We start from the raw sequence: 17,518 nt of genomic DNA, 5'->3' as shown, positions 1-17,518 counted from the left end.
GAATTTGGGGACAGATCTTCAGCTCTGTCCCCGACTGATTGAAGAATTTGGGGACAGATCTTCAGCTCTGTCCCCGACTGATTGAAGAATTTGGGGACAGATCTTCAGCTCTGTCCCCGACCGATTAAGAAAAGAGACGTTTATGAACTCAAGTCTGGCCACGGTCGCCTACATCGGCGCTACCATTCTTTTCATCCTCAGCCTGGGCGGTTTGTCCAACCAGGAAACCGCACGGCGCGGCAACCTCTACGGCATGATCGGCATGAGCCTGGCCGTCCTGGCCACCATCTTTGGCCCGCAAGTCACGGCCGAGGGCATCCCCATGATCTTGGGCACCATGCTGGTGGGCGCGATCATTGGCCTGTACGCTGCGCGCAAAGTGCAGATGACGCAAATGCCCGAACTCGTGGCGCTCATGCACAGCATGGTCGGCATGGCGGCGGCGCTGGTGGGTTATGCCACTTACGTGGACCCCGAAGCTTCCAAGAATTTGGAAGGCGCAGCGCACGCCATCCACGCGGGTGAAATCTACATTGGTATCTTCATCGGCGCTGTGACTTTTTCCGGTTCGGTGGCGGCGTTTGGCAAGTTGTCCGGCCGCATCGGTGGCAGCCCCTTGTTGTTGCCCGGCCGCCATTGGCTCAATCTGGTGGGCTTGATTGCGGTGATTTATTTTGGCCGTGAATTCATGAACGCCCACACGGTGGAAGAGGGCATGCTGCCTTTGTTCATCATGACCGCCATCGCTTTGCTGTTTGGTATCCACATGGTCATGGCCATTGGTGGTGCCGACATGCCGGTGGTGGTGTCCATGCTCAACAGCTATTCAGGCTGGGCCGCAGCGGCCACCGGCTTCATGCTGAGCAACGACTTGTTGATCGTGATCGGTGCCTTGGTCGGCTCCAGTGGCGCGATTTTGTCCTACATCATGTGCAACGCCATGAACCGGAGTTTCATCAGCGTGATCGCCGGGGGCTTTGGCACCACGGCCGCAGCGCCCAAGCCAACGGGCGAAGCGGCCGAGCCGGTGGGCGAGGTCAGCCCCATCTTGGCCGCTGAAACAGCCGAGCTGCTGCGTGACGCCAAAAACGTGATCGTGGTGCCCGGCTACGGCATGGCCGTGGCGCAGGCGCAGCACACGGTGTTTGAAATCACCAAGCAACTGCGTGGAAAAGGCGTGAACGTGCGCTTTGGCATCCACCCCGTGGCGGGCCGCATGCCGGGCCACATGAATGTCTTGTTGGCCGAGGCCAAAGTGCCTTACGACATCGTGTTCGAGATGGACGAGCTCAACGACGACTTCCCGGACACCGACGTGGCCATCGTGATCGGTGCCAACGACATCGTGAACCCTGCGGCGCAGGATGACCCGAACAGCCCGATCGCCGGCATGCCGGTGCTCGAAGTCTGGAAGGCCCGCACCAGCATTGTGATGAAGCGTTCCATGGCCAGCGGCTACGCCGGCGTGGACAACCCGCTGTTCTACAAAGAGAACAACCGCATGTTGTTTGGCGATGCCAAAAAGATGCTCGATGAGGTGCTGATGGCCTTGAAGGCTTGAGGCTGCCGCCGCACGTCAGACAAGGGGCCCCTGTGGCCCCTTTTTTCTGATGGTGTTTTCGTGTACCAAGATTCGCCACTGCCAACATCGGCCATGTTCACGACGCAAGCCTGCGATCCGGTCTTTTCCTTGGTGTCCGTTGTGGTGAGTTCATGGGTCTTTGATGCATGGTTTTTTCATCCTGCACAGTGGGGTGCCAAGAGGCCATGGCCTTTGCTTGCAAACCTCGGGAAATCCAGCATGAGTAAGCGTCAGTTTGACGTCAGGAGTGCGGTAGACTGATCGCAGGAGAACCTCACATGTACCTGAATCCCATTTGGCTCAAGAGTTACCCAGAAGGTGTGCCCGCTGACATTGATCCCAGCCAATACAGCTCGCTGGTGGGCTTGCTCGAAGAGAGTTTTGCCAAATACGCAGATCGCACTGCTTACAGCTTCATGGGCAAGGATTTGAGCTTTGCCCAAACCGACCAGGAAAGCTTGGGGCTAGCAGCTTACTTGCAATCGTTGGGCTTGAGCAAAGGCGATCGCGTCGCGGTCATGATGCCCAATGTGCCGCAGTACCCTGTGGCAGTGGCGGCCATTTTGCGGGCCGGTTTGGTGGTGGTCAATGTCAATCCGTTGTACACCGCCCGTGAACTGGAGCACCAGCTCAAGGACTCGGGGGCCAAGGCGATTGTCATCATCGAGAACTTTGCCGCCACCCTCGAAAAGTGCATTGCACAAACCCCAGTGCAGCATGTGATTTTGGCGGCCATGGGTGACCGACTGGGCCTGCTCAAGGGCGGCTTGGTCAATTACGTGGTGCGCAACGTCAAGAAAATGGTGCCGGCCTTTCGCCTGCCCCAGGCGGTGCGCTTCAATGACGCTTTGTCCATAGGGCGTCAACAAGCCTTTCGCAAGCCCGAGTTGACAGCCGATGACATCGCGGTGCTGCAGTACACAGGCGGCACCACCGGCGTGTCCAAAGGTGCGGTACTGCTGCACAGCAATGTCATTGCCAACGTTTTGCAGTCAGAGGCCTGGAACAGGCCGGTCATGAAGCGCATCCCGGCAGGCGAGCAGCCCACCAGTGTGTGTGCTTTGCCGCTGTACCACATCTTCGCTTTCACGGTGAACATGATGCTGGGTCTGCGCATGGGCGGCAAGACCATCCTGATTCCCAATCCGCGCGATCTGCCAGCTGTGCTCAAGGAGTTGTCCAAGCACACCTTCCACAGCTTCCCGGCCGTGAACACCTTGTTCAATGGTTTGGCCAACCATCCGGATTTCAACACGGTGAACTGGTCCAACCTGAAAGTGTCTTTGGGCGGCGGCACGGCTGTCACGCCCAACGTGGCCAAGCTCTGGCTGGAGAAAACCGGCTGCCCCATTTGCGAAGGTTATGGCTTGTCCGAGACCAGCCCATCGGCCAGTTGCAACCCGACCACCAGCACCGAGTTCACCGGCACCATCGGCGTGCCCTTGCCCGGGACCTGGATGAAGCTGCTGGACGACGACGGGCAGGAAGTGACCGAAGTGGGGCAGCCCGGCGAGATCGCCATCAAAGGCCCGCAGGTGATGGCCGGTTACTGGCAGCGCCCTGACGAGACCGCCAAGGTCATGACGGCCGATGGGTACTTCAAATCCGGCGATGTCGGCACTGTGGATGCGCGGGGATTCTTCAAAATCATTGACCGCAAGAAAGACATGATCCTGGTCAGTGGTTTCAACGTCTACCCCAACGAGGTCGAGGAAGTCGCTTCGGCTTGTCCGGGTGTGCTGGAATGCGCGGCCATTGGTGTGCCCGATGAGAAAACCGGTGAGACCGTCAAGCTGGTCGTGGTGCGCAAAGACCCGGCATTGACCGAGGCGCAGATCTTGGCCTATTGCCGCGAGAACATGACCGCTTACAAGCAGCCTCGGGTGATCGAGTTCCGCACCGAGTTGCCCAAAACGCCTGTGGGCAAAATCTTGCGGCGTGAGTTGCGCGATAAAGCTTGATGTTGGGCTGCCCCGGATGCGCCGGGGCTGAGTTTGGCGGCCACAAGTTTGCTTGTGGCCGTTTTCAATTTGACGCCTATTTTTGATGCACAAAACAAAGGATGATTCATGACGGTGATCGGCATCATGAGTGCCCTGCACGAAGAGCTGGCCGCTGTGCTGGCCGACATGCCCGACGAGCAGCGGGTGGTTGTAGCGGGGCGTGAATTCTGGGTGGGTCACTGGCAAGGCCATGCGGTCGTGGCGGTGCTCTCGCGCATTGGCAAAGTGGCGGCGGCCACCACCGCCACGGTGATGCTGGAGCGCTTTGGGGTGAATGCGCTGGTGTTCACCGGCGTGGCGGGTGGATTGGGTCCGGGGGTGCGCGTGGGCGATGTGGTGGTGGCCAGTGGCTTCATTCAGCACGACATGGATGCTTCGCCACTGTTTCCCAGGCACGAGGTGCCGCTGTATGGTCGGGCTCTTTTTGAGGCCGATGCCGTTTTGTCGGTTCAATTGGCTGAAGCTGCGCAGCAGGTGCTGCAGGCGGCTGAGCGGCATTTGGGCCCTGAGACCTTGGCCCAGTTTCAACTGAGTTCGCCCAAGGTGCAGCAAGGCTTGATCGTCAGCGGTGATCGCTTTGTCTCGACCAACGCCGAAAGTCAGGCGCTTCGCGAATCCTTGCCAGAGGCTTTGGCGGTGGAGATGGAGGGCGCAGCGGTGGCCCAGGTGTGCTGGGACTATGGCTTGCCGTTTGCAGCGGTGCGCACCATTTCGGACCGCGCAGACGACGCAGCGCACACCGATTTCAATCGTTTCATTCGTGAGGTGGCCAGCCGCTACAGCCGGGCTATTTTGTCGCAGTGGTTGGCCAAACGCCCACCCGCATGAGTGGGCTTTATTTGAGCCAACCGCGCCTGCGGAAGTACCACATGGGCACCACGGCGCTGGCGGCCATCAGCGCCAGGGCATAGGGGTAACCCCATTTTTGGGACAACTCGGGCATGTACTGAAAGTTCATGCCATACAAGCTGGCGATCAAGGTGGGTGGCAGCAAGGCCACACTGGCCACCGAGAAGATCTTGATGATCTTGTTCTGGTTGATGTTGATGAAACCAACGGTGGCGTCCATCAGGAAGTTGATCTTGTCGAACAAAAATGCCGTGTGCGAGTCGAGTGAGTCGATGTCGCGCATGATCTGGCGTGCGTCTTCAAACTGGTCGGCGTTGAGCATTTTGGAGCGCATCATGAAGCTCAGGGCGCGGCGTGTGTCCATCACGTTGCGACGGATGCGACCGTTCATGTCTTCTTGCCGGGCAATGGCGCCCAGCACTTCGCTGGCCATGGCGTCGGTCACATCGCCCGACAGCACGGTGTTGCCCACTTTTTCGAGCTGATCGTAAATGCCTTCGAGTGTGTCCGCTGAGTATTCGGCGTCGGCGTCAAACAGTTTGAGCAGCACTTCCTTGGCATCTTCTATCAGTCCGGGTGCCCGCCGTGCGCGCATGCGCAAAAGGCGGAACACCGGCACGTCTTCGTCATGGATGGAAAACAGCACGCCCTGGCTTTTCAAGTCGGCGTTGTGCTGATTCAGGATGAAAGCGCAGCGCACGGTACGGGGCTCGTCATCGTCGGCGATCAAAAAGTCGGAGCGGATGTGCAGCTCGCCGTTGTCCTCTTCGTAAAAGCGCGCGGATTCTTCGATGTCCTCGTCCATCGCGTCTTCGGGGATTAACAAGCCAAAGTATTGCTTGATCCAGCGTTTTTCTTCCAGCGTGGGCGACTCCAGGTCAACCCAGATGGGCTGGAAGCGGGAGAGTTCTTCGAGCGACTCGATCTCTTCCTGGAAGAGTCGGCCGTTGACGAGGGTGAAGATGTTGAGCATGGCGAATCCGAAAAGTGGCCAAGTGCCAAAAGTTCAAAGGGGCAGCGAAGGGGTGTTTCTGCAGCTTTCGAACGATGGGCTCATGCTCAAGGCGTTCGAAAGCTACCGACTCGGGGTAGTTTCCACGGCAATGTGTCTCCAGAATGAATCGGCGGATTATCGCACCGGATGTTCCCCTGCTGGGTTGAGAAAAGACAGGATTTCGTCAGCGCGGGCCTGCACGTCGGCTTGGCCCAGGGCCATCAGCGCCGCGATGAAGCCCGGCTCGAACAACAAATAGCTGGCCAGCGCCGCACCACTGCCGCGCAGGGCGCCCAGCCCCTCCAGCACCCGAAGAATGGGTCGGGGCAAGGTGTGGGCATGGTCTTGAGCCAAGGCGTCGAGCGAGGCGCTGGGCTGCAGTGTCAAGACCTGAACTGGGCGCAGGGGCAGACCCACACGGATCGCCTCAGGCAGTTGTTCCAGGGCTTGGTTGATGCGTTCGATCTGTTCCACATCGGCCTCAAGGGTGTCGTGAAAGACGCTGGCCATGGCGTGGCCAGTGATGGTGCCCAAGGAGGGGGGGCCTGCGGTGTGGGCTGAAGCCATCAGATTGGCGCGTGGCGGTTGGCTCACGCCAATGGCCAAAATCCGGTCGGCCCCGAGTTGCACCGCCGAGGACAAGGGCGAGATCTGGCGCATCGAGCCGTCTCCGAAAAATTCCATGCCGCCGTCCACCCACAAAGGCGTAGACGGGAAAATGAAGGGGATGGCGCTGGACGCCATCAGGTGTTCGATGGTGATGGGTTGCTGCTCGGCGCGACGGCCCGGGCGACTCCATGGGATGGGCTGGCCGTCGCGGGTTTGGCAAAACGTCCAATGAATACCGCTGGAATAACTGGACGCGGTGACCGCCAGGGCCTGCAGCACGCCGTGGTTCAAGGCCGTGTCGATCCGATCGAGGGCAATCGCCCGGTGCAAGGTGTTGACCAGGGCCAGGCTGTCCATCGCGGCGGCATGGGCGCGGGCAGAGCGCAGCAAACCGAAAGCGGTGGCCCATCGACTGAACTTGTCCAGCGGGGTTTGGGGCAAGCGGTATACCGCTTCCGTGCGGATACCGGTCCAAAAATGGGCCAATTCTTCCAGTCCTGCCAAGCCATCCATGGCCTTGCTGGCCAAAAATGTGGCGTTCAAGGCACCGGCCGATGTGCCCGCCAGCACTTGGAACGGGAAGGCTTTTGAAGAGCCAGCCTGGTGGCTCAGCAACTGGCCAATGGCCTGCAGCGCCCCTGCTTGGTAAGCGGTTCGCGCGCCGCCGCCCATCAGAACCAGCCCCAGCATGGGGTGCGGATGCGCTGACAGGTGGGCTGCAGGGGGTGACATTGGCCGGGCGGTCGTCAAGGGGTCAATGGGCATGTGAGGGGGAGAACGGCTGTGGGTGGCTGGGGGTGTTAGATTCAGTCTATTCTTCAGCATTGTTCCATGACCACCCCCCACTTGACCCCGCGCCGTGAGCGCTGGCTGCTCTTGACGCTGGCTGGCATCCAGTTCACCCACATCCTCGATTTCATGATCATGATGCCACTGGGTCCGCAGTTCACGGCTTTGTTCGGCATCAGCAACGCCCAGTTTGGGTTGTTGGTGTCGGCCTACACCTTGTCGGCAGGCTTTTCGGGTTTGATGGCGGCCACCTACATTGACCGTTTCGGCCGCAAACAGTTGCTGCTGAGCATGTACAGCCTGTTCGGGTTGGCTACGCTCGCTTGTGCCTTTGCCCCCGACTATGTGTGGTTGATGGTGGCGCGTGTGGCTGCAGGTTTGTTTGGCGGCGTTTTGTCAGCCCTGTCCCAGACCATCGTGGCGGATGTGATCCCCTTCGAGCGCCGAGGCCGCGCCATGAGCGTGGTGATGACCTCGTTTTCCGTGTCCACCGTCGCGGGTGTGCCGCTGGGCCTGTTTTTGGCAGCGCATTTCAACTGGCATGCACCTTTTGTGGGCATCGCGGCACTGGTGGGTCTGCTGGCGCTGGGGGCTTGGCAGACCTTGCCGCGGCTGGATGCGCACTTGCACCACCCCGAGAGGGTGAGCGTTTGGCGCGGCATCGGCCAGGTGCTGGCCGAGCCCAACCACCTCAAGGCGTTTGCCGTGTCGGGTCTGATGATGTTCGCCGCGTTCACCGTGATTCCTTACATCACCATTTACCTGCAATCCAACGCGGGCATGCAGGCATCTGAGGTGCCTTGGATCTACCTTTGCGGCGGCTTGGCCACCTTGCTCAGTGCACGCTACTTTGGCCGCCTGACGGACCGGGTGGGCAAGGTCCGGATGTTCCAGCGCCTGGCTTTGGCGGTGACCGTGCCCTTGATGGCCACCACGCTCTCGCAAGGGTTGCCCTTGTGGGGCTTGCTGGCCATATCGACGCTGTTCTTCACCGTCATGAGCGGACGCATGATTCCCGGCATGGCGATGATTTCTTCAGCTGCCCTGCCCCGTTTGCGCGGCACTTTCATGACCCTGAACTCGGCCGTGCAGTCGGCCTCCATGGGCTTGGCAGCGCTGGTGGCGGGGTTCATCATCGGGCGCGACGCGCAGGGGCAACTCACCTTGTATTGGGTGGCGGGCTTGTTGGGGGTAGTGGCCAGCTTGCTCAGCGTCTGGCTGGCGGGGCATTTGCGCCTGCATGGGGCTCCAGCGCAGGGGGCGGGCTGAGGGGTTCAGGGCCCTGGGTTTCGCTGAGACGGGCCTGACCAAAGCCCAGATCCAACTCACACGATAGCACCGAAATGGGGCTTTTGGGACAAAAGAGAGGGTCTTTACAGGTTTAGTTTTGGGCGTATTGCTTTTCCATTTCGGGGGGCGCATAGTGGGGATGAGCCACCCCTCAAAGGTGGTTTCAGAGTCCCGCCCCGGCGGGGCTTTCCTTACCCTGAATCTATGGAGACGACGATTATGAATTTAACCATCAGCGGGCACCATTTGGAAGTGACCCCGGCTTTGCGCCAGTACGTCACGGGGAAACTTGACCGCATCACCCGGCATTTTGATCAGGTGGTCGATGTCAAAGTGCTGCTGACCGTCGAAAAGCAGAAGGAAAAAGACAAACGCCAACGCGCCGAATGCAACATCCACGTCAAAGGCAATGACCTGTTCGCCGAAAGTGCCCACGAGGACCTGTACGCCGCTGTGGATGATTTGGTGGACAAACTCGATCGTCAGGTGGTCAAACACAAGGACCGCATCACCGACCACCACCACAGTGCGCCTAAGCGCATGATGTGATCTCTTCATTTCTCTCTCACCAGGGCCGCTGCAAGTGGCCCTTTTTTTTCGCGATCTGGACGGCTTGCCGGCTCGAGCTGTCGCGATCCGGTCGAGCCAGTGACAAAGCCTGTTTGCGGTTCGGGTGCATAATCCTGCCTCGACCATGAACCGACTCTCATCCATATTGCCTGTTGCCCAAGTTCTTGTGGGGGTGGAAGCCACCAGCAAGAAACGTGCATTTGAAGAAGCCGGACTTCTCTTTGAGAATCTGCATGGCCTTTCGCGTGCCTTGGTCACCGACAGCCTGTTTGCCCGCGAGCGTTTGGGCTCCACGGGCCTGGGCCACGGTGTGGCCATCCCGCACGGTCGCATCAAGGGCCTCAAATCCCCGATGGCCGCCGTCTTTCAGTTGGCCCAGCCCATTGGTTTTGATGCACCGGACGAGCAACCGGTCAACTTGCTGATCTTTTTGCTGGTACCCGAAGCGGCGACCCAAAAGCATCTGGAAATTTTGTCCGAGATTGCCGAGTTGCTCAGCGACACCGCTTTGCGCGAAAGCATCAAGAGCAGCACGGCCCAGGCAGGTCTGCACCAGTTGATCGCCCAGTGGCAATCGGCTCAAACCGCCTGAATTCCTTTTTCACAGCCTGCAGGCGATGAAACCCTCCGTCATCAGCGCCGATGTCCTCTTTGAGGACCATCGCAAACAACTCAGGTGGCAGTGGCAAGCGGGCTTGGGTGCATCGGAGCGGCGCTTTGACGAGGTCGCCGTGCGCCAGGCCCGCTCCGGTGCCGACCTGGTGGGTTACCTCAACTACATCCATCCTTACCGAGTCCAGATTTTGGGGCCGCGCGAAGTTGCTTACCTGACGAATGGCACGCCTGACGACTGCTCGCGGCGCATCGCGCGCATCGTGACGCTGGAGCCACCGGTGCTGGTGCTGGCCGACGGTCAAACCGCACCCGATGCCTTGCTGGCCATGTGCGAGCGGGCCCAAATTCCAATGTTTGCCACCCAGCAATCCTCGGCCTTTGTGATCGATGTGTTGCGTGCTTATTTGTCCAAACACTTTGCAGATCGCATCACCATGCACGGTGTGTTCATGGACATTTTGGGCATGGGTGTGTTGATCACGGGCGAGTCAGGTCTGGGCAAAAGCGAGCTGGGCCTGGAGTTGATCTCGCGTGGCAATGGCTTGGTGGCCGACGATGCGGTAGACCTGTACCGCATCAACCAGACCACCATCGAAGCGCGTTGCCCTGATCTGCTGCAAAACCTGCTGGAAGTGCGCGGCATTGGCCTCTTGGACATTCGCGCCATTTTTGGCGAAACGGCGGTGCGCCGCAAAATGCGGCTCAAACTCATCGTGCACCTGGTGCGCCGTGAAACCTTGGAGCGCGATTACGAGCGCCTGCCCTCCGAGCCCTTGCGGCAAGACGTGCTGGGCATCCCGGTGCAAAAGGTGGTGATCCAGGTCATGGCCGGGCGCAACATCGCGGTGTTGGTGGAGGCGGCCGTGCGCAACACCATCTTGCAGATGCGCGGCATCGACACCTACCAAGACTTCATCGAGCGCCAGCGCCGCGCCATGGGCTGAAAACTGAGGCAAGCGCTTTTTCAGCGGGCGTTGCGGTGCGGGCAGTTCTGTTGCGTGCAGTGGGCGTAAAGGCTCAGAGCGTGGTCGGCGATCACAAAGCCCTTGGCCTGGGCCACGGCTTGCTGGCGCGACTCGATTTCCGCGTCATAAAACTCTTCCACCCGGCCGCAGTCCAGACACACCATGTGGTCGTGGTGCTGGCCTTCGTTGAGTTCGTAAACGGCTTTGCCACTCTCAAAGTGGTTGCGGCTGAGGATGCCCGCTTGCTCGAACTGGGTCAGCACCCGGTAAACGGTGGCCAGGCCAATGTCGGCGTTGTCCTTGAGGAGTTGACGAAACACATCCTCGGCGGTCATGTGGCGCAGCAAGCCGATTTGAAAAACTTCCAAGATTTTCAGGCGCGGCAACGTGGCTTTGAGGCCGTTGTTTTTCAGTTCGTCGATCTGGCTCATGGGCTGTGTGTGTGGGGTGCCAGTGGCGGTCCAGCGGCAAGGCTGCCGCTACAATGACCACATCATATCGGCACACCCTCAACCATGACAGCTTCCCTGACTTTCCGTCTTTCCGTCCATGGCCTGGCAGCCCTCTTGCTGGGTGTGAGCCTGGTCGGTTGCGGCCGCCTGACCAGTTCCGTGAGTCGCGACACCTTCAAGCCCTTTGTGCCCGAGGTGGTGCAAGGCAACTTTGTCTCCAACGAGCAGCGCCAGGCCTTGCGCCCCGGCATGGCGCGCGCTCAGGTGCGCGACATCCTGGGCACTCCCTTGATCGCCAGTTTGTTCCATGCCAACCGCTGGGACTATGCCTTCAGCATTCAGCGCCAGGGCGTGGCCGCGCAAAATTTCAGGCTCACGGTGTACTTCAAGGGCGATGTGCTCGAACAGGTTGACAGCGACGTGCTGCCCAGCGAGTCAGATTTTGCCGGGCGCCTGGTGCGCCCCCAGGCGGTGGGCAAACTGCCCGCCCTGCAAGCCAGCGAAGAGGATTTGAAGAAATTTGCGCCTGCCGCCAGCGCCACCCGGACCGATGCGCCCGCAGTGCCCACCGCGCCAGCGGCTTTGCCGCGCAACTACCCGCCTTTGGAGCCGGCCGTTCGCTGAACACACGGCCCCGGTGCCCTGTGATGGGCCATTGTTCCCCGAGCCCTTTTTGGACCGCACCTTTTCCATTTTGCCCATTCAAGCCATGACCTCAACGAACCTTTTGCCCATCACCGTCGCCGGCGCATCCGGTCGCATGGGGCACATGCTGATCGAAGCCATTTTGGCCACCGACGACTGTCGCCTTGCGGGTGCACTGGACATCGCGGGCAGCCCAGCGCTTGGGCAAGACGCCGGATCTGCGTTGGGCCGGGTCACGGGCACCACCGTCACCGCCGATTTGCACGCAGGCCTGCAAGGTGCATCCTGTCTGATCGATTTCACCCGCCCCGAGGGCACACTGGCCCATCTTAAAGTCTGCCGTCAATTGGGCGTCAAGGCGGTCATTGGCACCACGGGCTTTACCGATGCGCAAAAAGCCGAGATCGCCGAGATCGCCCAGGACATAGCGATTGTCATGGCCCCGAACATGAGTGTGGGCGTCAACGTCACCTTGAAATTGCTGCAAATGGCCGCGCAGGCCATGTCCACAGGCTACGACATCGAGATCATCGAAGCCCACCATCGCCACAAGGTGGATGCGCCTTCGGGCACGGCCCTGAAGATGGGCGAGGTGATCGCCGAGGCCATCGGGCGTGATTTGAAAGCGTGCGCCGTGTACGAGCGTTATGGCCACACGGGCAAGCGCGACCCCTCCACCATCGGTTTTTCGACCATTCGCGGCGGTGACATCGTGGGCGAACACACCGTGTTGTTTGCAGGCATTGGCGAGCGCATCGAGGTCACGCACAAATCGTCCAGCCGCGCCACTTATGCGCAAGGCAGTTTGCGTGCCGTGCGTTTCCTGGCCAGTCAGCCACGTGGCCTGTTTGACATGTTCGACGTGCTCAAGCTGCGCTGATGCGCCCTGCCTGAAAGCCACCCATGAGCCTGAACGACTTTTTGCTGCACAGCGATGTCTTTAGCCGCGTGCTGGCGCTCATGTTGCTGGCCTTGTCGGTAGGCAGTTGGGTGGTGATTGCCTGGAAATGGCGTTTGCTCTCACGGGTCACGCAAGACGTGCCGCGCAGCGTGGCCGCATTCTGGCAGGCCGCGGGTTTTGACGATGCCCGCCAGCGCGTGGCGCAGTTTGACCGTGAATCCTGTGTGCTGCCTTTGCTCGACGCCACCTTGCTGCCTCTGGGGGGCACTTTGGCCTCGGCCGGTCAGCGCCACCACCAACTCACCCGCGTGCTGCGCGAGGCCATGCAATCGGTGCTGCGCCGCTTGCAATGGGGGCAGGTGCTGCTGGCCACGGCCGGTTCCATCTCGCCCTTCATTGGTTTGTTGGGTACGGTCTGGGGCATTTTCAATGCCCTGAGCGGCATGGCCGAGGGCGGCCCCATCCGCATCGAACAAATTGCCGGACCCGTGGGCGAGGCCCTGGTCATGACCGCAGCCGGTCTGGCGGTGGCGATTCCGGCGGTGCTGGGCTACAACCTGCTGGGTCGGCGCATTGGGCATATCGAGGCCGAGCTCGAAGGCTTTGCCCACGATGTGCGCGCTTTGCTCACCGGCCCCCGGGACTGAGCGGTCATGGCTTTTGGTCGCCTCTCTAGCCGCCCAGGGGATGCGCCGATGAGTGAAATCAACGTCACGCCTCTGGTGGACGTGATGCTGGTGTTGCTGGTCATCTTTATTTTGACCGCCCCCTTGATGACCAGCGCCATCCGTCTGGACCTGCCCCAAAGCGAGGGCGGTGAGCCGGGGGCTGCGCCCCAGGCTGTGGTCTTGGTGGTCGATGCGCAAGGCCAATGGTTCTTGAACGAACAGCCGATCGCCGAAAACGCTTTGCGCGAACAACTGGCCAAAGCTGCCCGCCGCAACCCACTGACTGAGCTGGAACTGCGCGCCGACGCGTCTGTGCCCTACGGCCGGGTGGTCGAGGCCATGGGGCTGGCCCAAAAAGCCGGTTTGAGTCGGATCGGCTTTGTCGCCGAGGTGGTTTCGCCCTGAAGCCACCGCTGCGCCAGCGGCAGTGGCCTTGCTGCGCCCGGCCCGGCCATGACCCGCCCAGCCCCTACAATTTAGCCCTATGCAAGACAAGTACAACCACCTCGAAGTCGAACCCGCAGCGCAGTCCCGCTGGACCGCCCGCGATGCCTACCGCGTCACCGAAGACGCCAGCAAAAAGAAGTTCTACGCCTGCTCCATGCTGCCGTATCCCAGCGGCAAGCTGCACATGGGCCATGTGCGCAACTACACCATCAACGACATGCTCACGCGCAGCCTGCGCATGAAGGGTTACAACGTCCTCATGCCCATGGGCTGGGATGCGTTTGGTCTGCCCGCCGAAAATGCCGCCCTCAAAAACGGCGTGCCCCCGGCTAAGTGGACGTACGAAAACATCGCGTACATGAAAAAGCAGATGCAGGCCATGGGCTTGGCCATTGATTGGTCACGCGAAGTCGCCACCTGCGACCCGACGTATTACAAGTGGAACCAGTGGCTGTTTTTGAAGATGCTCGAAAAAGGCATCGCCTACCGCAAGACCCAGGTCGTGAATTGGGACCCGGTGGACCAGACCGTGCTGGCTAACGAACAGGTGATCGACGGCAAGGGCTGGCGCACAGGCGCGCCAGTTGAAAGGCGTGAAATTCCGGGCTATTACCTGAACATCACCCACTACGCACAAGAGCTGCTGGACCATGTCCAGATCGGCAACGAGAAGGCCACGCTCAACGGCTGGCCCGACAAAGTGCGTCTGATGCAGGAAAACTGGATTGGCAAATCCGAAGGCGTGCGCTTTGCGTTCCCGCACAGCATCCAAGGCGCTGACGGCGCTTTGATCGGCGAGGGCAAGATGTATGTCTTCACCACCCGCGCCGACACCATCATGGGCGTGACGTTTTGCGCGGTGGCGGCCGAACACCCGCTGGCGCTGCATGCTGCTTCGTCCAATCCTGTTTTGTACGCGTTTTTGGAAGAGTGCAAGAGTGGCGGCACGACGGAGGCCGAGCTGGCCACGCAAGAGAAAAAGGGCATGGCCACCGGCCTGTTCGTCACGCATCCGTTGACGGGGGCACAGGTCGAAGTCTGGGTTGGTAACTACGTGCTCATGAGCTACGGCGACGGTGCCGTCATGGGCGTGCCGGCGCACGACGAGCGCGACTTCGCTTTTGCGCTCAAGTACGCGCTGCCGATCCAGCAGGTCGTATCCGTCAAGGACCAGGCCTTTGACGACAAGACCTGGCAAGAGTGGTATGGCGACAAGCAAAGCTGCGTGGTTGTGAACTCCGGTGAACTCGACGGCTTGAACCAGAAGGCCGCCGTCACCAAGGTCGCCGAGTTGCTCGCCGCCAAAGGCTTGGGCGAGAAGAAAACCACCTGGCGTCTGCGCGACTGGGGCGTGAGCCGCCAGCGCTACTGGGGTACACCCATCCCGATCATCCACTGCGACGAACACGGTGCGGTGCCGGTGCCCGAAAAAGACCTGCCCGTGGTGTTGCCGAAAGACTGCATCCCCGACGGCTCGGGCAACCCGCTTCACAAGCACGAAGGCTTTCACGCTGGGGTCACTTGCCCTGTTTGTGGCAAGCCCGCACGCCGCGAGACCGACACCATGGACACCTTTGTGGATTCGTCCTGGTATTTCATGCGCTATTGCGACCCGACCAACACCGAGGCCATGGTGGCAGGCGGTACCGATTACTGGATGCGCGATCAGAACCAAGCCGCTGGCGGCAGCGGCATGGACCAGTACATCGGCGGCATCGAGCACGCCATCTTGCACTTGCTCTACGCCCGCTTTTGGACCAAGGTCATGCGCGATCTGGGCTTGGTCAAGGTCGATGAGCCCTTCACCAAGCTGCTCACGCAGGGCATGGTGCTCAACCACATCTATTCGCGCCGCACCGCCAAGGGCGGCAAGGATTACTTCTGGCCGCACGATGTCGAGCATGTGCTGGACGAGGCTGGCAAATTGGTGGGTGCCAAGCTGAAGAACGAAGCCGACAGCGGCGATGGTCGTCTGCCCGTGGGCACCGCCATCGACTACGAGGGCGTGGGCACCATGTCCAAGTCGAAAAACAACGGCGTGGACCCGCAAGACCTGATCGAGAAGTACGGCGCTGACACCGCGCGTCTGTACACCATGTTCACCGCGCCGCCCGAAGTGACCTTGGAGTGGAACGACTCGGCTGTGGAAGGCAGTTACCGCTTTTTGCGCCGGGTTTGGAACTTCGCTTTCAAGCACCACGAGCTGCTGCGTTCGGCCACCAGCCAAGACCTGAGCCAGGCCGCTTTGGGCGACTCGGCCAAAGTCCTGCGCCGCGAGATGCACCTGGTGCTCAAGCAAGTGGGTTACGACTACGAGCGCATGCAGTACAACACCGTGGTATCAGGTTGCATGAAGCTGCTCAACGCGCTGGAAGACTTCAAGCCCGATGGCAGTGGGCCTTTCAAAGAGGGCGACACCGCCGCCCTGTGCGAAGGCGTGTCGCTCTTGATGCGCATGCTCTACCCCGCTTGCCCGCACATCACCGACGACATCTGGCAACAACTGGGCTATGCCCAAGCCGCAGGCGAGTTGCTGGATGCCCCTTGGCCCACCGTGGACGAGTCGGCATTGGAGCGCGACCAGATCGAACTCATGCTGCAAATCAACGGCAAGCTGCGCGGGTCCATCCTGGTGCCTGCCAGCGCCGACAAAGCGCAAATTGAAGCCGCCGCCCTGGCCCATGAAGCCGTCGTCAAGCAGGCGGCGGGTGCCGCGCCCAAGAAGGTCATCGTGGTGCCTGGCCGTTTGGTCAACGTGGTGCTGTGAGCCCACGGTCTGATGCCCGCACACCCCGATGATCGCCCTGTGATGAACACCTCACGCCGCCGCTTTGGCCTGATGCTCGGTGCCGTGCCAGTGCTGGCCGGATTGTCGGCCTGCGGCTTTCAGTTGCGCGGCGCGGGCGATTACCCGTTCAAAACCCTGTACGCCAATTTTCCGACCACCTCGCCCCTGGGTGTGGAGCTGCGCCGCAATTTGCTGGGCACAGGCCGCATTTCGCTGCTGACCGAGCCCGCACAGTTGGCCACAGCCGACGCCATTCTCGACATTTTGAGCGAAAACCGGGAGCAAGCGGTGGTGGGCGTGAATGCCTCGGGCCAGGTGCGCGAGCTGCAATTGCGCTTGCGCGTGCGGTTCCGTTTGCGCACGCCGCAAGGCCTTAACTTGATCGAGCCCGTCGAACTGGCCCAGCAACGCGACCTGAGCTTCACCGAAACTGCAGCGTTGTCCAAAGAAATCGAGCAAGCCACGATGTACCGCGACATGCAGACCGACATCGTGCAGCAGATCATGCGGCGACTGTCGGCGGTCAAGCCCCGCGCCGCGTCGACGGCCAAACCCTGAGTCGCGCCATGCAACTGGCCTTGCCCCAGCTCGGTGCGCACCTGCAAAAAGGCCTGCGCAGTCTGTACATCTTGCACGGCGATGAACCCCTGATGCAGCAAGAGGCGGCCGACGTCATCCGTGCCAGTGCCCGTGCTCAGGGCTACACCGAGCGCAGTGTGCACACTGTGTCTGGGGCCCATTTCGACTGGAGCGAGGTGTTGGCCGCGGGCGGCTCGCTCAGCCTGTTTGCCGACAAACAAATCGTGGAAGTGCGCATCCCCTCGGGCAAACCCGGCAAGGAGGGCAGCGCCGCGATCCAGCAATTGGTGGCCTCGGCCCAAGGCAATGACAGCACCTTGACCTTGGTCTTGCTGCCGCGCCTGGATGCGGCCACCCGCAAGGGGGCCTGGTTTGGTGCGCTCGAAAACGGTGGTGTGTCCATCCAGATCGACCCGGTTGAACGAAACGCCTTACCCCAATGGATCGCTCAGCGCCTGCAGCAGCAAGGCCAAAGCGTGGCGCCTGGCGAAGAAGGCCAGCGCACGCTGCAGTTTTTTGCCGACCGTGTGGAGGGCAACTTGCTGGCGGCGCACCAAGAAATTCAAAAGCTGGGCCTGCTCTACCCCGCGGGCGAACTCAGCCAGGCGCAGGTTGAGTCGGCCGTGGTCAACGTGGCCCGCTATGACGTGTTCAAGCTGTCCGAATCGGTCTTGTCCGGCCAGGTGGCCCGGGTGCAACGCATGCTCGACGGCCTGCAGGCCGAGGGCGAAGCGGCGGTGCTGGTGCACTACACACTGGCCGAAGACATCCG

17 protein-coding genes are annotated in these 17,518 nt (G+C 60.8%); 14 read left to right on the top strand and 3 right to left on the bottom strand.

From position 1 onward, the window contains the following. Positions 1–142: 142 nt before the first annotated feature. The 3 genes from pntB (at position 143) to ACIQ47_RS10065 (ending at position 4,413) form a co-directional block, all read left to right on the top strand. The gene (gene pntB / locus ACIQ47_RS10075; protein WP_396438002.1) at positions 143–1,561 is read left to right on the top strand and encodes a Re/Si-specific NAD(P)(+) transhydrogenase subunit beta; all 1,419 of its coding nucleotides are present in this window, start codon (positions 143–145) and stop codon (positions 1,559–1,561) included. Positions 1,562–1,860: 299 nt separating this feature from the next. Further along, a complete protein-coding gene (locus tag ACIQ47_RS10070; protein ID WP_396438001.1) occupies positions 1,861–3,543 on the top strand; it encodes a long-chain-fatty-acid--CoA ligase in 1,683 nt (560 codons plus the stop codon). A gap of 108 nt (positions 3,544–3,651) precedes the next feature. Next, positions 3,652–4,413, top strand: a complete 762-nt coding sequence (locus ACIQ47_RS10065) for a 5'-methylthioadenosine/adenosylhomocysteine nucleosidase (RefSeq protein WP_396438000.1) — start codon at positions 3,652–3,654, stop codon at positions 4,411–4,413. Positions 4,414–4,420: 7 nt separating this feature from the next. Here ACIQ47_RS10065 and corA read toward each other — a convergent pair whose 3' ends face one another. Together corA and ACIQ47_RS10055 are read right to left on the bottom strand one after the other, a co-directional pair. Beyond that, positions 4,421–5,407 carry a magnesium/cobalt transporter CorA gene (corA, locus tag ACIQ47_RS10060; RefSeq protein WP_396429197.1) on the bottom strand — a complete coding sequence of 329 codons (987 nt, stop codon included), beginning with the start codon at positions 5,405–5,407 and terminating at the stop codon, positions 4,421–4,423. Positions 5,408–5,563: 156 nt separating this feature from the next. After that, on the bottom strand, positions 5,564–6,769 hold the full coding sequence (locus ACIQ47_RS10055) for a patatin-like phospholipase family protein (protein WP_396437999.1): 1,206 nt from the start codon (positions 6,767–6,769) through the stop codon (positions 5,564–5,566). A 99-nt stretch (positions 6,770–6,868) separates the two neighbouring features. On the opposite strand from ACIQ47_RS10055, the gene ACIQ47_RS10050 reads away from it, so the two are divergent. From ACIQ47_RS10050 to hprK, 4 genes are all read left to right on the top strand, one after another. Further along, positions 6,869–8,095: an MFS transporter gene (locus ACIQ47_RS10050; protein ID WP_396437998.1), complete on the top strand. Its 1,227-nt coding sequence runs from the start codon at positions 6,869–6,871 to the stop codon at positions 8,093–8,095. A 240-nt stretch (positions 8,096–8,335) separates the two neighbouring features. Then, positions 8,336–8,665 carry a ribosome hibernation-promoting factor, HPF/YfiA family gene (gene hpf / locus ACIQ47_RS10045; RefSeq protein ID WP_108362105.1) on the top strand — a complete coding sequence of 110 codons (330 nt, stop codon included), beginning with the start codon at positions 8,336–8,338 and terminating at the stop codon, positions 8,663–8,665. Between the two features lie 145 nt (positions 8,666–8,810). Then, positions 8,811–9,278 carry a PTS sugar transporter subunit IIA gene (locus ACIQ47_RS10040; protein WP_396437997.1) on the top strand — a complete coding sequence of 156 codons (468 nt, stop codon included), beginning with the start codon at positions 8,811–8,813 and terminating at the stop codon, positions 9,276–9,278. A gap of 25 nt (positions 9,279–9,303) precedes the next feature. Further along, the gene (gene hprK / locus ACIQ47_RS10035) at positions 9,304–10,245 is read left to right on the top strand and encodes an HPr(Ser) kinase/phosphatase (RefSeq protein WP_108351590.1); all 942 of its coding nucleotides are present in this window, start codon (positions 9,304–9,306) and stop codon (positions 10,243–10,245) included. A gap of 20 nt (positions 10,246–10,265) precedes the next feature. Here hprK and fur read toward each other — a convergent pair whose 3' ends face one another. Continuing rightward, a complete protein-coding gene (fur, locus tag ACIQ47_RS10030) occupies positions 10,266–10,697 on the bottom strand; it encodes a ferric iron uptake transcriptional regulator (RefSeq protein ID WP_396437996.1) in 432 nt (143 codons plus the stop codon). Positions 10,698–10,781: 84 nt separating this feature from the next. On the opposite strand from fur, the gene ACIQ47_RS10025 reads away from it, so the two are divergent. From ACIQ47_RS10025 to holA, 7 genes are all read left to right on the top strand, one after another. After that, positions 10,782–11,342, top strand: a complete 561-nt coding sequence (locus ACIQ47_RS10025; RefSeq protein WP_396437995.1) for an outer membrane protein assembly factor BamE — start codon at positions 10,782–10,784, stop codon at positions 11,340–11,342. Positions 11,343–11,427: 85 nt separating this feature from the next. After that, positions 11,428–12,243: a 4-hydroxy-tetrahydrodipicolinate reductase gene (dapB, locus tag ACIQ47_RS10020; protein ID WP_396437994.1), complete on the top strand. Its 816-nt coding sequence runs from the start codon at positions 11,428–11,430 to the stop codon at positions 12,241–12,243. A gap of 23 nt (positions 12,244–12,266) precedes the next feature. Further along, complete coding sequence (locus ACIQ47_RS10015) at positions 12,267–12,911, top strand: MotA/TolQ/ExbB proton channel family protein (protein WP_396437993.1); 645 nt, start codon at positions 12,267–12,269, stop codon at positions 12,909–12,911. Between the two features lie 6 nt (positions 12,912–12,917). Next, positions 12,918–13,337 (top strand): ExbD/TolR family protein, encoded by a 420-nt coding sequence (locus ACIQ47_RS10010; RefSeq protein WP_396437992.1) that lies wholly within the window; start codon positions 12,918–12,920, stop codon positions 13,335–13,337. Between the two features lie 79 nt (positions 13,338–13,416). Continuing rightward, positions 13,417–16,146, top strand: coding sequence for a leucine--tRNA ligase (gene leuS / locus ACIQ47_RS10005; protein WP_396437991.1), 2,730 nt, complete (start codon positions 13,417–13,419; stop codon positions 16,144–16,146). 42 nt (positions 16,147–16,188) lie between these two features. Continuing rightward, a complete protein-coding gene (gene lptE / locus ACIQ47_RS10000) occupies positions 16,189–16,725 on the top strand; it encodes an LPS assembly lipoprotein LptE (protein WP_396437990.1) in 537 nt (178 codons plus the stop codon). Between the two features lie 8 nt (positions 16,726–16,733). Next, the coding region (gene holA, locus ACIQ47_RS09995) for a DNA polymerase III subunit delta (RefSeq protein ID WP_396437989.1) at positions 16,734–17,518 on the top strand (785 nt) is incomplete at its 3' end.

Source organism: Limnohabitans sp. (assembly GCF_044373035.1).
GTDB lineage: Bacteria > Pseudomonadota > Gammaproteobacteria > Burkholderiales > Burkholderiaceae_C > Limnohabitans_A.
This window is presented reverse-complemented; position numbering and strand designations above follow the sequence as displayed.